12 protein-coding genes and 1 pseudogene are annotated in these 14,898 nt (G+C 42.3%); 7 read left to right on the top strand and 6 right to left on the bottom strand.

What is annotated here, in order from left to right; all coding sequences use genetic code 11:
* Window positions 1-67: 67 nt before the first annotated feature.
* The 3 genes from PCIT_RS11775 to PCIT_RS11785 all read right to left on the bottom strand — a co-directional run bounded on the left by PCIT_RS11775 (window position 68) and on the right by PCIT_RS11785 (window position 5,092).
* Window positions 68-3,208: an efflux RND transporter permease subunit gene (locus PCIT_RS11775; protein WP_010367594.1), complete on the bottom strand. Its 3,141-nt coding sequence runs from the start codon at window positions 3,206-3,208 to the stop codon at window positions 68-70.
* Window positions 3,205-4,287: an efflux RND transporter periplasmic adaptor subunit gene (locus PCIT_RS11780; protein ID WP_010367596.1), complete on the bottom strand. Its 1,083-nt coding sequence runs from the start codon at window positions 4,285-4,287 to the stop codon at window positions 3,205-3,207. The genes PCIT_RS11775 and PCIT_RS11780 overlap by 4 nt, the downstream gene beginning before the upstream one ends.
* 106 nt (window positions 4,288-4,393) lie before the next feature.
* Entirely contained in the window at window positions 4,394-5,092 is a 699-nt protein-coding gene (locus PCIT_RS11785) for a class I SAM-dependent methyltransferase (protein ID WP_010367597.1), read from the bottom strand.
* A 185-nt stretch (window positions 5,093-5,277) separates the two neighbouring features.
* On the opposite strand from PCIT_RS11785, the gene PCIT_RS11790 reads away from it, so the two are divergent.
* The 7 genes from PCIT_RS11790 to PCIT_RS11820 all read left to right on the top strand — a co-directional run bounded on the left by PCIT_RS11790 (window position 5,278) and on the right by PCIT_RS11820 (window position 13,681).
* Complete coding sequence (locus PCIT_RS11790) at window positions 5,278-6,027, top strand: MipA/OmpV family protein (protein WP_010367599.1); 750 nt, start codon at window positions 5,278-5,280, stop codon at window positions 6,025-6,027.
* The gene (locus PCIT_RS11795; RefSeq protein ID WP_010367601.1) at window positions 6,017-7,108 is read left to right on the top strand and encodes an efflux RND transporter periplasmic adaptor subunit; all 1,092 of its coding nucleotides are present in this window, start codon (window positions 6,017-6,019) and stop codon (window positions 7,106-7,108) included. The genes PCIT_RS11790 and PCIT_RS11795 overlap by 11 nt, the downstream gene beginning before the upstream one ends.
* Window positions 7,109-7,111: 3 nt before the next feature.
* Window positions 7,112-10,135 carry an efflux RND transporter permease subunit gene (locus tag PCIT_RS11800; RefSeq protein WP_010367602.1) on the top strand — a complete coding sequence of 1,008 codons (3,024 nt, stop codon included), beginning with the start codon at window positions 7,112-7,114 and terminating at the stop codon, window positions 10,133-10,135.
* Window positions 10,136-10,158: 23 nt separating this feature from the next.
* Window positions 10,159-10,824: a response regulator gene (locus tag PCIT_RS11805; protein WP_010367605.1), complete on the top strand. Its 666-nt coding sequence runs from the start codon at window positions 10,159-10,161 to the stop codon at window positions 10,822-10,824.
* Window positions 10,821-12,197 carry a sensor histidine kinase gene (locus tag PCIT_RS11810; RefSeq protein WP_010367607.1) on the top strand — a complete coding sequence of 459 codons (1,377 nt, stop codon included), beginning with the start codon at window positions 10,821-10,823 and terminating at the stop codon, window positions 12,195-12,197. The genes PCIT_RS11805 and PCIT_RS11810 overlap by 4 nt, the downstream gene beginning before the upstream one ends.
* Before the next feature lie 156 nt (window positions 12,198-12,353).
* On the top strand, window positions 12,354-13,136 hold the full coding sequence (locus PCIT_RS11815) for a sporulation protein (RefSeq protein ID WP_010367609.1): 783 nt from the start codon (window positions 12,354-12,356) through the stop codon (window positions 13,134-13,136).
* Between the two features lie 101 nt (window positions 13,137-13,237).
* On the top strand, window positions 13,238-13,681 hold the full coding sequence (locus PCIT_RS11820; RefSeq protein WP_010367611.1) for a hypothetical protein: 444 nt from the start codon (window positions 13,238-13,240) through the stop codon (window positions 13,679-13,681).
* Window positions 13,682-13,870: 189 nt separating this feature from the next.
* Here PCIT_RS11820 and PCIT_RS11825 read toward each other — a convergent pair whose 3' ends face one another.
* From PCIT_RS11825 to PCIT_RS11835, 3 genes and pseudogenes are all read right to left on the bottom strand, one after another.
* On the bottom strand, window positions 13,871-14,080 hold the full coding sequence (locus PCIT_RS11825) for an IS5 family transposase (protein ID WP_021032334.1): 210 nt from the start codon (window positions 14,078-14,080) through the stop codon (window positions 13,871-13,873).
* A 48-nt stretch (window positions 14,081-14,128) separates the two neighbouring features.
* Entirely contained in the window at window positions 14,129-14,323 is a 195-nt protein-coding gene (locus PCIT_RS23345; protein WP_192992795.1) for a transposase, read from the bottom strand.
* An 80-nt stretch (window positions 14,324-14,403) separates the two neighbouring features.
* Window positions 14,404-14,898, bottom strand: a pseudogene (locus PCIT_RS11835) (hypothetical protein); the annotation flags it as partial.

Here is a 14,898-nt window from a genome sequence, read left to right on the forward strand (position 1 = left end):
GTAATTGACAAAAAACTATTAAAAAGGCCGTACTTATTGAGCACGGCCTTTTCACTTTTAAAAATGTTTAAGCGCTTACTTGCTTATCATTGTTAGGCTTAATGACCGCCACCAATAAAGCAGGTAAAAATGTTAAGCTCAAAAATGTCGACACCAAAATACCACTGAGTACAATCACCCCTACACCGCGATATAACTCAGTGCCCTCGCCAGGGATCAATACCAAAGGCGCTAAACCAAATAACGTCGTTGCCGTTGACATTAAAATTGGTCGTAACCGCTTTGCAACCGCTTGTTCAACCGCTTCTCGCACTGACATGCCATGTTCAAGAATAAATCGGCGCGTTTGATCTACGATCAAAATTGGATTATTCACCACTGTTCCAAGCAGTATTAAAAAACCAAGCATTGTGATCATGTCAAATGGTTGATGAAACGCACTCAAACCGACTGCGGTTAAAGCACTATTAATACCATTAACAGTCACTAGGCCCAAGAGGCCACCAGCCATCCCTAACGGCACAGTCGCTAAAATAAATAATGGGTAGCGCCAATGGGTAAATATCGCGACCAATAGCAAATAACTCAATACGAGTGCAATTGCAAAGTTACCTGACAACGCAGATTTAGTCGCTTCGAGCTGATCAGCTGCACCACTTATACTCACCTTGATCCCTTGCGCTATTTTGCCTTGCTGCCATAAATTAGGGAGCAACTCTTGACGGACAATTTGCTCTGCAGTTTCTAATGCGACATCCCGAGGCGGAATAATATACACAGTCACAGTTCGGTTACCATCTACACGACGCACAGAATTGCTATTTTTACTCTCGACCAGATCGGCTAAGGCATTTAACGGCAAAACCTGACCCTGAGGGGTGACAATTGGGGTAGTCTCTAGCTCAACAAGATTCTGACGATTGCCAGCGCCACTGAACAAAAACATATCTACTTTATCATCATTGAGAATAAATTCATCGACATATGCACCATCACTCATCGCTGCCACGGCGTAGCCAAAGTCACGGTTATTGATGCCAAGCTCAGCCAATCGATCCCAGCGCGGTTTGATTTCAATAAGGGGTTGCTCTAGAGCAAGAGAGCCTGGATCTGAGTCAATTTGCGGGTTATCAAAAAGTCTGTCAGCTTCTTCATACACAGCTTCAGCTGCACTATAAAGCTCAATGATATCGCTGCCAGCGATATCCACCGCAACTGCGCGTGTTCCACCATCATTACTCGATATAATTGAACCACGAGCAGAAAATGCACGCATACCGTCATAACTTTTAAACTTAGCGGTGATTGCCGCCATCATATCGTTTATATTTTGCGGTTCAACAGGTGCACTCAAAAACCAAATACGCCCAACAGAGACAGACATCGAATAATATTCAAGCGGAGGTAAAGCCGTTTTACCCGAATCATAATCAGCACTGTCAGCTTCTATATGGGCATCAAAATAAGTGCGTAGTTCTGCACCAATTTTTTCCATCTCAGATAAATTATAGTTTGGCGGCGCAATCATCATAGAGAACGCTTTTGGCTCTTCCCCTTCAGGCAAGTATTCCGCCGCAGGCATTAACGAATAAGCTAAGCCTAAAATACCCATCACAAATGCAACACTCATGATGCGCGCATGCTGTTGTGAACGCGTAAATAGCTTTGATAATGAAAGCCACCACTGCCCTATTTCAAACTGGCGTTTTTCATCTAAATCTTGTTTTTTACCAAAATTTGCCAGTGCAACAGGCACCACAAAAATAGCAACCAACATTGAAGCAATAATCGCACCTGAAATAGCAATGGCGATATCAGAATATAATTGTCCGGCTTCTTGTTGTACAAACAATATTGGTGCGAATACCAATACCGTTGTCGCTGTAGAGGCCAGTACCGCAGGCCAGACTTCTTTCACGCCTTTGATGGCTGCTAATCGCTTACTCAGTCCTTCGCGTTTAGCCTGTACAATCGACTCAAGCACCACAATGGTATTATCTACCGTCATACCAATTGCAAACGCAACACCCGCTAAAGAAATAACGTTAATCGTTCGACCAAAGCTCATCAAAGCAAAGAAGGCCGCAACTGTACATAACGGGATCCCCATTACACCAACTAACGTCGCCCGGCCTGAGCGCAAGAAAAAATACATAACAAGCGTCGCAAGCAAGGCACCCAATGCTAAGTTAGTCCATACATTTTGCAAAGAGCTTTTCACATATTTGACGTCGTCGCTCATTAGGTTGAGCTCTAACCCATTTTGCGCTAACAATTGCGCATTGAGTTCAGCCACAACAGGTAGCATTTGTTCCTTTATCGCGAGTACATTAGAGCCACTTTCGCGTCTAACTGAAAGACTAAGTGTTCTTTCACCATCTGAATAAGACATCCCACGAGTCTCAAAGTGGTCAAGCGTAATACTCGCAACATCTTTTAATAAAATATTTGCTGAGCCAATGCGTTTAACAACTAGGTTCTCTAATTGACTAAGCTGTTCAAAACGCCCAACTACGCGCAACAAATAGCGACTTTTACCACTTTCTATGTCGCCACCTGACGCATCTCTATTGCGTGCTCTGATCGCGTTTCTAACGTCGATTAAACTAATACCGCGCTGTGCTAAACGCGCTGCATCGACTTTGATTTGGATCTGACGCTGTGCACCACCGCCCACTCTTACTTCAGATACACCCGCAACACTCTCCATACGAGGGCGAACAAAATCTTCAGCAAAATCGCGCAGTAAATCCACATCTAATTGTAATGGGTTACCAGCTTGGGGTTTAAGTACAAAGTACATAAACGCATTATTAGAAAACGAACTCGAAAATAACCTCGGTTGGTCGACATTCTCAGGGTATGCAGGTACCTGACTCAACGCATTATTTACTCTGATCAATGCATCATTTACACCTACACCAAATGGAAACTCAAGTTCTACCGTGGCTTCACCCATTTCAGCGTATGAGATCATACGCTTTAAGTTAGGCAAGCTTCTTAAATACCGCTCTTGTTCAATGAGTATTTCTTTTTCAACATCTTGTGGTGTTGCCCCTGGCCATCCAGTTTGTACTGTAATAGTACGCACTTCTAAATCAGGGATCATTTGTACCGGAATATTCAGTGCTGAGATCAACCCTAAAATCGCCGTGATCAAAACAACGACCGTAACCAGCGTCCCTCGCTTTACAGCAGCTTCTATCATAGCTCATCGCTCACGGTTGATTTAACAGTTAACGCTGTGCCATCTTTCAATAGTTCAACCCCTGACACAACGATACGCTCTGCCCCAGACAATCCCAATACTGACACTTGCTCAGTGTTTGCCTGTGCGACAGTGACCAATAAGCGTTTGGCAACGCCGTTTTCAATTGAAAACACGCTGCTGCCGCCATCTGGATGTTGCTTGATTGCTGATTTTGGCAACCAAACTTTGTTCTTCGAGGACGTAAGATAAACCGCAGCACTTGCCGACATACCTGCGATGAATTGATGGTTATTGTTATTCGGTATATCTATGTGTGCGATAAATGTGCGACTGATTGGGTTGGCAACCCCCACCAATCGTGTTATTTGCGTATTTATTGTAGCGCTACTTTTAATATCAGGAGTAACCGCAGCAGCGACTGAATCTTGTGAAGCAAAGTCATTATAATACTCTTGTGGTACATCGAGTACTAAGCGTAAATCAGACTGAGACACTAAAGAAAATACCGAGCTTTGTGGCGTGATCCACTCACCTACATCCACACTGCGACTCGCTATAACACCCGAAAATGGAGCATACAAAGCATGTCTATTAACAATTTCTTGCGCCAAAGAAACTGCAGCCTGTTGCTTTATTGATTCAGCCTTTGCATTAGCTAAATTGGCACGGCGCTCTCCAATCAAAGTTTTTGCAACACTTTGCTGTTTTGATAATGCCACAACCTCAGCGAGTAACCGCTCAGCTTCCTGTTTCGCAACCGTCGCGGCTTCTAAGCTAGCTTTAGCTTGTGCGAGCTCTAACTTGGCTAACGTGTCATCAAGTTCCAGTAGCTTCTGCCCTTTGTTAACTAAAGACCCAACGTCAACCTTTAAAGCAGAGACAGAGCCCGCTTCCATAGAGGCTAAACTTGCATCACGAGTCGCTTCAATTGTACCAGTCAAACGCATTACATCGGCTTGCTGCGTTAATGATGGAATATACACATCGACTTCAGTGGTTTGCGCATAACTATTTAACGCAACGAAAGAGACACTTACTAATACAACAGACAACATCGCACGAACCGCAAATTGCATAAAAACCTCTAATGATAATTATTTTCATTTAATTCTAAATAACTCGCAAAATAAAGCATCTTATTTGCGATAACTTACTAATAATGCCAGATATTCTAACGTTATTTTATTTATTACAACGCACAAAGATAAACGCAGGGCGAGTAGAAAGCTTTTTATACGTTTTTTCACATCGTGTTTTCACCACCGGATCGACCTGCCCTTCTGATAGCGCTGACACCACGAAGCCGCTTTGAGTGATCGCTTGCATAATATTCGTTAATGAACGTCGATAAAAACGCACTTCCAATGGCGTACCTACTGTATTCCACTGCTCTACCACTTCTTGCGTATCAAAATAATTGTTCGCATGACGCAGTTCAGACTCTGCACATGGGTGATGTGTAGAAAAAACCATATAGCCACCAGGTTTTAATACTCTATACACTTCAGTAAAAAACGGCGTTAAGTCGGCTAAGTAATGGATCATTAAAGGGCAAACCACAACATCCACGCTGTCCGTTTTTTCGTTGGGCAACCCCAGTGTTAAATCTTGCTGATATGCATGTACTTTATTACCCAATAAAGTATTAACCAGCGTCACCATGTCAACAGAAGCATCTATACAGGTGACCCGGCTTGCGCCTTTTTCTAGCAAATACTGAGCATAAATACCTGACCCGCACCCTAAATCTAATACATTTAAATTAGTCATATCACCCATTAACGCCTGCAAAGATGGTCGCTCATAGTGCGCATTATAAATATTGTGAGTCACGGACTCTGCATATTGTGCTGCGTGTGTTGTGTATAGCTCTGAAGCCATATTTATACCCTTATAAATATTTTATATCAGCCATAAGACGGATTGATATAAAAAAAATGAATAAATTACTGCTTGTAAGTTTCTAGAAAGTTTCGCCTTTTAAAGTATTCACATTCACTGAACACAGTGAGCAACGTACCAAATGTTAGGTACAACTTAGTATATTTACTTTTAAGGAACATCACATGACTTTTATCAAAACTACTTATGCAGCATGTTTACTTGCTTGCTCAACACACACACTTGCACAGCAAGGGCCTTCTGAACTGACATGGAGTTTGGGTATTGCTGCAATAACCTCTGATCAAGGGTATCTCGACGTTGGTACAGAGACCAACCTCGTACCAATCATAGGCCTTCAATATGGCGACTTTTCATTACTTGGACCAAGAGCGAGCTACAAGTTATTTAATAATGGTCAAATTGAATTATCTGCGATTGGTAACTTACGCTTCGACGGTTATGAAGTGGCAGATGGGGATGTATTCATTGGTATGGAAGACCGTGATATGAGTTTCGATGCCGGCATCGAAGCTGAAATTGACACTGACTTTGGCGAATTTGGTGTTGCACTTTTACATGATATAACAAGCACCCATAAAGGCTTTGAGCTAAGCGCTAGTTACGGGATCCCGTTTATGTTTAAAAATGGTCGAGTCATGCCTTATGTCTCCGCGAACTATCAAAGTGAAGATTTAGCAGACTACTACTTTGGCGTAAAGCAAAATGAAGCAACCTCATCTCGTGCCTTTTATCAACTAGATGCCACAACTAATTTCGAGATTGGGATCGGAAGTGACTGGATGTTCAATAATAAGCATATTATCAAAGCAGATATTAGCTACTCTGCATACGGCAGTGACATTAAAGACTCCCCACTTATAGATAAATCCGGCGAAGCACAAATTTTAGTTGGGTATGCATATGTCTTTTAATAATAAAATCCAACTAAAACACGTGTTGCTAAGTACAGTTGCCCTAAGTCTATTAGGCTGTGACGCAAACTCAGCCAATAACGAGCAAGTCGTGCAAAGTCAATCTAACTCCGTGGTTGTGTTTGAACACACGGAGATGGCAACACCAATCAAAACAATGCCACAGCATCACTTCTTTGGCCGAGTGCAAGGGAGCGAAAGTTACAACATGGCATTGTTTGTAGACGGCAGAATAGAACGAGTGTTAGTAAAAGAAGGGCAAATTGTCAGCGCAGGTGATGTACTTGCTACATTGTATTCGCCCAGCTTAGCGCTACGTGTGAAATCTCGAGAGTCTGGTTATGAAAGTGCCAAGGCCATCTTACATCAAGCTAAAATTCAGCAAAAAAGAAGCAGTGAGCTGGTAAAACAGAAACTACAGCCAAGCGCAGTACTCGAGGATGCTGAGCGCGCATTAAAAGTAGCCACGCAACAGGTCAATAATGCCCTTGCACAGCTTGAAGAAGCAAAAAACCAGCAACGAGAAACCCAATTAGTGGCCCCGCAGGCGGGTGTTATTGGCAAGCTTTATTCTCGTGCTGGTGATTATATAAACGCCGGTGAAAGTATCGTTCGTTTTGAGTCTAGCGAAACACAAAAAGTGGTTTTTTCATTGCCAGAACGCATTGCTATTTCACTGCCTAAAACAGAAAGTGTTCAAGTGTCATTTCCCAACTTGAATATGACGACAATCGGCACAGTTACAGAGAAAAGTTTACCAAACATAGGTCAACCAGCATTATTTGAAGTTACCGTTAGCTTACCTAACGGTAACTATGAGCAGTTAGGCGTGACAGCACAATTACACGTGCCTATTTCAAATGACAGGCTTTACAAAGTATCACATTCAGCACTTCGCTATGATCCTAGCAATCGTGCATATTTATTATCCGCAGTCGATTATAACAAACTACCCGTTACAGTAATTGCCGTCGAAAAAGATGGGGTATTGCTCACCAGTGACAAAGCCCTACTTCACCCCCTCAGCAGAGTGTCTGAAATTATTAACCCGCTGAACCTAGCAGTATTAGAGAAGAGGTAACCTATGTCTACGTCAAATCCACATTGGTATTTTCAGCCACGATTGGTCCTGGGCATTATTACCATTTTAGCGCTCACGGGCTTATTCAGTTGGCATAATGCAAACGAGCAAGAAGACCCGAGTTTTGCATACCGAAATGGCATGATATTGCTTTCTAAACCTGGAATGAGTATTGAACAGCTTACCGACCAAGGTGTCAGGCCAATTGAACGAGTGCTAAGTGAAATTGACGAAATACACACATTTAGTGCTCGTATAAAGCAAGGTTATGCAAATATTGATATTGAGCTCAAAGAAACCATCTATGACACCGACGTAATTTGGCAAAGAGTGAAAGACCGAACACGTCAAGTAGAAAGTCAAATGGGCGAAATCAACCTCTCTGTACATGATCGCGTGCAAGATACCCAAGGCATTGTCCTCTCAGTGGACTCTGGCCAAGGCTTACTAGAAGACCGCCGCATGGCTCTTGTTGTTCGCGATGAATTATTAAAGCTGCCTTACGTCAGAGCGGCCAGTTTAATTGGCGCACCCAAAGAGCAACTTAGCGTTGAGTATTCATCGCAAAGTATGCGCGAAACAGGGATCTCCCCTATTGAGGTTGCGACTACTTTAAATCAACGTAACGCACAAACCAGCTTAGGCACGCTGCAAAACCCCTCATTTACGACGGGAGTCAGCTCACTTACGCGCCTTGATACATTGCAAACAGTAAAAAATACGCAGATCACAATGCCCAATGGACAAAGTGTTCCTTTGTCTAGTATTGCTGATATTGCCTATCGTGCTGATCCGCAAAGTAACGAGCAGTTTTGGTATAACGGTAAGAGGACTGTTGGACTGGCCCTCACGCTGCCACCAGATTCTATCCGCGTAACTGACGCGGGACGTTCAATAAAAGACACTATCACCAGTTTGAATCAACGATACGCGTCAACCAACATTACAATTCATTTGTTCCAACCAGATTGGACACAAAAACGACGCAGCTCTTTACTCACCTCTTTACTATATAGCTGTCTTGGCGTAGCGCTTGTTTTAATGTGTTTAATGACATTTCGTAGCGCACTCATTGTTAGCCTTTCTATTCCTGCAATTGCATTATCTGCTATTGGCTTATTCGGTATGTTTGGCGGTGTAATTCATCAAATGACCATCGCAGGACTGGTTCTTTCTTTAGGGCTTATGGTTGACAATAGTATTGTTATGGCTGAGCGAATTGTACATCACTTAGAACGTGGTATGACCCGATCACATGCCGCTATCTGTGCCATTAAAGAACTATATAAACCGCTGGCAACTGCAACACTCACTACCATTGCCGCATTTGTTCCAATGTTACTCTCTAAAGGTGGCGTTGCCGACTTTATTGCCACGATCCCTGTTTTAGTGATCATTTGTATTCTTTTCAGCTATGTGATCTCATTATCTTTTGTGCCAATTCTAAGTAAGTTACTCAGGTATAAAGATAAACCAGCTAATCGCATCACCCGTATGTTTAATGCAACGGGCGGGCATATCGCACACAGTTCTTTAAATTTCCCTAAATCAACGCTCATAGTAAGCAGCTGTGTAATCGTTTTGCTGCTAAGCCTCCCAGCGACTAAAGGGGAGTTTTTCCCTAAAACCAACCGTGACCAAGCTTATGTTGATATTCAACTTCCAATTGGGTCCGCAGTGAGTGAAACAACACTCGTTGCCAACACGATTGCGCAAAAGTTGCAAAGCAGTGAGTTGATCAAAAATACTTACAGCTTTACTGGTAACTCAGGCCCCCGCTTTTACTATAATTTAGTTCAGCAGCCGAATGAAAGTCACATAGCTCGGGTTGTATTTGAAACCCACGCTGACGTCGCAGTTGCAGAAGTTGTAACCCAATTGAATAAAGAGTTTAAGGTGGAGTTTCCTAACTTTATAGTGACAGCCAATGAACTAGGGCAAGGACCACCAATCGAAAGTCCGATAGAAGTGCGTGTATTGGCTAGCACGGATCAAAATGCACTGGGTGCGGCGGAAGCGTTATTTGCCTCACTTAGCAAACGTGCAGACACCAAAAATGTGCGCAGAGCCTACGTACTAGGCAAGCCAACATTGAATCTCACGACCAACAAACAGCAATTACAAGTGAGTAATATTACAGAGCAGCAAATAAGTCAGTATCTTGCATGGCAAACTACTGGTCTTATCGCGACAACCTTAAATTACACCACAGATCCAATTGATTTAGTTGTCGCAGTCCCACAGCCGGTAGACAACTCCACCGCCTTGTTGTCAACACAAGTACTCGCTGACAACAGACAATTTATTCCCGCTTCACTATTTATAGAACAAAATATAGTGGGTACACCGCCTGTTGCAGTGCGACAAGATGGATTTCATACCTTAACAATTTTGTCTGATGTGGCTGATGGTTTTAGTGAAGAAGAGGTCATTGCCGTGCTCCAATCACAAGCCAAAGATTTAACTGAGAAATTTGGTGTCACCATAGAGTTTGGTGGTGAAGCCGCGGAGTCAGAGCAAGCAAATAGTGCATTATTGGTCGCAATGCCCGCTGGCATCGTACTACTGTTCGTTGCGCTCGTTTTGCAGTTCAATTCATACAGGCTGAGTTTAGTGGTTATGTGCAGTATTCCACTGGGTGCAATTGGCGCACCAGCGATGTTGTCTTTGGTTAATATTCCCTTTGGCTTTATGTCAATTCTCGGGGTACTTGCGTTAGCAGGCATTGTGGTAAACACCGCCATCATTTTAATAGAAAGTGCAATTAAAGGAATAGAAAATGGATTACAGAAAAAACAAGCAATAGCAGCCGCGGTAAATGAGCGCTTTAGACCTATATTATTGACTACAATCACCACAATTATAGGTATGTTGCCACTGACATCATCACAGAGCCCACTGTGGCCCCCATTAGCTTGGGCTGTTATTGGTGGGTTGATCACCTCTACCGCATTGATGATGTTTATTATGCCTTTGGCGCTTAATCTACTGCTAAAAACAGCTAGACATGACATAAAAACACAGTAATGATTAGAGAAAAGGAAATGACCATGCGAGTGCTAATCACTGAAGATAACCAACAACTTGCTGAATTTATTCAGCAAGCCATAATGCAAGATGGCCATGCGGCAGATATCGCGTTAGACGCAGCCACAATGTTTTACCAACTGTCCATCATGCAATATGACGGTATCGTGTTAGATTTAGGCTTGCCTGATAAAGATGGCTTAGACGTGATCAAGCATTTACGCTCTAAAGGCATACCCATTCCTATTCTTATTTTGACTGCCCGCGGTGGTATAGATGACAGAATTAAAGGGCTTGACCTAGGTGCTGATGATTACCTCAACAAGCCATTTTCAATCGATGAACTTAAAGCTCGGCTGCGCGCTTTGATGAGAAGACCTGTTGATTACTCAGGCAATGACTTAACCAGAGGTAATGTCACAATAGAAACCAAATCTCGCCGTGTTACTGTCGACACTCAGAACTTAACCATGGGAAAAACAGAAGTCGCTATTTTAGAATATATGTTAAAGCATGCCACACTGACTGTAAGTAAAGAGTCATTATTTGATGCCATTTACTCTATGGGGTTTGAAGTCACTGATAATGCCATACAAGTCGCCATGCACCGGATCAGAAAAAAGCTTGAACAAGCCGGTGCAACCACACACATCAATACCATCCGAGGCATAGGGTACATTTTGGCATGATATTTAATAATAACTCTTTGTCCTTGCGGCTGCTCAAACACTTTTTACTAATTGGCGGTAGTGTTTTTTCATTGATTGCCGTTATTCTCTATTTATTTTCAATTAATTTTGCCAACCTAGCGGTAGAGCAAAGTATGTTTGGAATGGCGGAAGACATTCAAACTAACTTAGAGTTTGACAACAAATCACAGCTAGTTTACAAATCAGAACGAGTTGCAGAACGATGGGGATATGACGCGCTTTACAATAATTTAGGGTTTCGTGTTATTGATTTATCGACGCAACAAGAGCTACTTAGGTCGTTTGTAAACCCGAATGTTGCGACCATAATTGATACCTTGCCGGCGACGCTACCTGAAGGTTACTCACAAATTGGTGCACGAAATGATACGCATACCGACCTGTTTAGAATAATATTTATACTTGATAACAAAAACCTTGCATTAGACTTAGCACGCAATGACTTATTAGGGGCACTCGCGAATGAAGCAGTTATGCCAGTGTTAAGCCAAGTGGCCTCACTGACTATCGGTGCTGCATTCCTTGTCTTTGTTTGCGTCACTTTTATTTCAATAAGGGCATTAGTACGACCAGTTAAAAACGTTACTACGCAGTTACTACAAATCAAACCAAACCAACTAGACAGACGTCTTTCAACCACAGATGTTCCGGCTGAAATTATGCCGCTAGTATTGGGCCTAAACGACGCAATGGAACGTGTCGAGCTTGGTTTTGAAGAGCAAAAACGCTTTGTTGCCAATGCCGCTCATGAATTGCGTACTCCCCTTGCTATTTTATCGACTCGAGTAGAGCTCACTGAAATTCCTCCTGACGTTGAACCTGCGCTGATGGGCGATATTAAATACATGTCTCGGGTAATAGAGCAGTTACTTGATTTATCCCGCGCACAAAATCAAGTTGGGTTTGCCCATAGTCTTGTTGATCTAAAAAGTATAGGCAAAGATGTGTGCATGCTATTAGGGCCTCTGTCTGTGACTCATCAAAAAGAACTGTCTCTAGATATTATTGATGATGACTGTAACGTACTCGGTGATAAAGGCGCTTTAATTATCTTGACCAAAAACTTACTAGAAAATGCCCTTAAATATGCGAATAAACAAGCGCAAGTGCAGCTAATAATCACCAAAGATACCATCAGTGTGAAAGACTCAGGCCCGGGGATCAGTGAAGGTGACAGAGTTAAACTGTTTGAGCGATTTTGGCGAAAAGAGCAATCCGCCTTAACTGGCAGCGGGTTAGGTTTATCTATCGTCAGTGAAATTGCCAATGCACATAATGCAGACATAAACGTAACATGCAAAAATGATCTGGGTGGTGCAACCTTTACCATAACATTTAATGCCACACCATAAAGTACAATAAAAGACAGTCTAAGTTCTCAACTTTAACTGCGAGACAATTGAAATATAGAGAATAGTGATTGACTGATAGAATTAGGCTTTTATAATCTCGTCAGGACTAAGCCCCTCAGGTATGAGGGGTAATTTTGATAATATATAAGGATGCGTATGTCGTTTTTCAAAAAAGTATTGGGTACTGTGGGCATTGGTGCAGCAAAAGTTGATGCCATTTTAGAGTATAATCAAATCGCGCCAGGCGAAGAAATTTCAGGCACAGTTAAAATTGTCGGTGGCAAAGTAGAGCAAGAAATCAATAAAATTGATTTAAATGTTGTTTGCAATTATACCGTTGAAAAAGAAAATGATGACGGTGAATCCGTTACCATCAACAAAAACCACACGCTCGCAAAATACCATATCAACGAAAGCTTCACGATTTCTCCCTCAGAAGAAAAATTGATCCCGTTTGCATTTGACTTAGCGTTAGAAGCGCCAATCACTGTTGGCCAATCAAGAACATGGTTAACAACTAACCTAGACATTGATATGGCACTCGACAAATCTGATAAAGACTTTATTCACGTCACGCCAACTGAATTACAGCAAGCAGTGATAGATAGCTTAGAAGAGCTAGGGTTTAAACTGTATGAATCAGATTGTGAAGGCATTGAATCAGCCTCGTTCTCACGCTTACCATTCGTACAAGAATTGGAGTTTAAAACCATTTCTGGCGATTTCCACGGTCGTTTTGATGAGGTTGAAGTCGTATTCTTTAACCGAGGTGAACAGCTCGAAGTCATTTTTGAAATTGATCGTAAGGCTAAAGGCTTAATGGGCTTCTTTGCGGAGGCACTTGATTTAGATGAGTCAAACGCACGACTGGTTGTTACTGAAGACGACATTGAAGACTTAGAAGATCAGATCTACACTATTTTGGAAGCTAATAGTTAAATCGGCTATTAGCTTAATACCAACTACATCGATTACAAGGCTGTAATGTAGTTGGTATAAAATACATATTCTATTGGTAATTAATGATTATAAGGAACGTAATGAAAAAACCACCTTTTTTAATATGTATAGCTTCGGCTATCGCCCTCACTGCTTGTGGTTCTGACAACCAGGTTGATACTAACCCGCTCTGCGACGATGATGATGTAATAGAACTCGTTGATGAAATTGTTAAAGACGAAGCCAAATCGCAACTGTTTGAAGTTATGCTAAAAAAAGCCGGAAAGTCAGGAGAAATAACTTATCAGCAAGCAGTCGATGTTGCTGGCCGTTCAGCTGAGCTTGATGGCGTAATTGCATTGGTGAACGAAACGATTGATCAACAGCAGCTAATATACTCTAACATCTCTATGTCAGAACAAGATTTAGACCTACATAAAGTGTGGTGCAGTGCAGGTATGGGTGCAGAAGGCAAAAAACCAGCCATTATCAATTATACCGCGCTACACACAGCTGAAGACGTTGAAGTTTACGTTACTTTTTAACCATAAACACATAATTAGAAGGTCAACGTAAACCAATAAAATTTTATAGCCTAGCTTAATGCTAGGCTATAAATATTTATAAAATACCTACAACTAGTGCTCACCGAATTAATAACTCCTCAGGGCAACTGCGTGTATCATATGTGCCATCACCTGTGACTCTGTCACTATTTCTGCGCAGTGGTCTGATTAAATCGGCAAGGGCATTACCATCGACAGCTCAGCACCCACAATATCGTGACTTGTCGCATCAACGGCCAAGTGCAGTTTTCGCCAAGTACGGCGCTTAGTCGCTCGATGTTTTCTCGTATGCCATTCACCATTTCCGCACACTTTAAGGCCCGTGCTATCGATCACAATATCTATAAAACCTTTGCCTGCGCTCTTTCTATATTGCACATCAAATGTTTTACTGTGTTTGCATAAACAGCTATAACCGGTTAATTGCTATGAAGTATCCATCATAGTGTGCAAGGAATTTACAAACCCCTCTAAAGCTCTTAGCGGCAAGTGAAATAAAGCTCTTAAGGTTAAACAGGTTTCAATTGCTAAATCAGAATAGTGTTCCGAACGACCCCGGACACCTTGTTTTTCGGTATTTTGCCACTTTGGGATGGCACTATCACTTAGCCAAATGTTGATGTTATCGCGTTAAAGCAAGGCACGGTTTTACTGTGACAAATTCCTAATTTTCTTCTTCTGTTGTGGTTCATTATGATCCACTATGGTAAACCCATACCTAGCTGTAACCCTAATCGCTTGGCTTTATACTTCCAATTGAGTGTATCTTTGAGCTCGGGCTTAGGTGTCCAGCGCTGCCAAGGAGCTGTAATTTCATCTCTGGGTTCTAGGTTAAACCAATCAAGCTCAAAGCATTCTTCTAGCAATTCTTTATATATTTCTTCTTGCTGGTCAAAGCTCATATCACGCCAATACACCTCAGGGCGCGGGTTGCCTGCTTTTGCTTGGGCGACGTCATACTCGGCAGTTACTGGGTCTAAATGCCTCACCGCTTCATAACGCGGCACATCTGGTAACGGCTTTTTATTGTCCATAAACCGCACTAATTCCTCCCAAAACAGCAGGCAATAAATCGGGTCTTGGGCGTTTTCTGTCACGACGATGGTCATTTCGGTGTTTTTATACTGAAAGAAACTGTGCTCATGAGAAATAAACGGCGCATACGCTTGCGCACCATGCTGACTGGTGGTTATTTT

Source organism: Pseudoalteromonas citrea (assembly GCF_000238375.3).
GTDB classification, from domain to species: domain Bacteria; phylum Pseudomonadota; class Gammaproteobacteria; order Enterobacterales; family Alteromonadaceae; genus Pseudoalteromonas; species Pseudoalteromonas citrea.

Coding starts and splice junctions, on each gene's coding strand:
- PCIT_RS11775 (WP_010367594.1), bottom strand. CDS start 3,208: ATGATAGAAGCTGCTGTAAAGCGAGGGACGCTGGTTACGGTCGTTGTT.
- PCIT_RS11780 (WP_010367596.1), bottom strand. CDS start 4,287: ATGCAATTTGCGGTTCGTGCGATGTTGTCTGTTGTATTAGTAAGTGTC.
- PCIT_RS11785 (WP_010367597.1), bottom strand. CDS start 5,092: ATGGCTTCAGAGCTATACACAACACACGCAGCACAATATGCAGAGTCC.
- PCIT_RS11790 (WP_010367599.1), top strand. CDS start 5,278: ATGACTTTTATCAAAACTACTTATGCAGCATGTTTACTTGCTTGCTCA.
- PCIT_RS11795 (WP_010367601.1), top strand. CDS start 6,017: ATGTCTTTTAATAATAAAATCCAACTAAAACACGTGTTGCTAAGTACA.
- PCIT_RS11800 (WP_010367602.1), top strand. CDS start 7,112: ATGTCTACGTCAAATCCACATTGGTATTTTCAGCCACGATTGGTCCTG.
- PCIT_RS11805 (WP_010367605.1), top strand. CDS start 10,159: ATGCGAGTGCTAATCACTGAAGATAACCAACAACTTGCTGAATTTATT.
- PCIT_RS11810 (WP_010367607.1), top strand. CDS start 10,821: ATGATATTTAATAATAACTCTTTGTCCTTGCGGCTGCTCAAACACTTT.
- PCIT_RS11815 (WP_010367609.1), top strand. CDS start 12,354: ATGTCGTTTTTCAAAAAAGTATTGGGTACTGTGGGCATTGGTGCAGCA.
- PCIT_RS11820 (WP_010367611.1), top strand. CDS start 13,238: ATGAAAAAACCACCTTTTTTAATATGTATAGCTTCGGCTATCGCCCTC.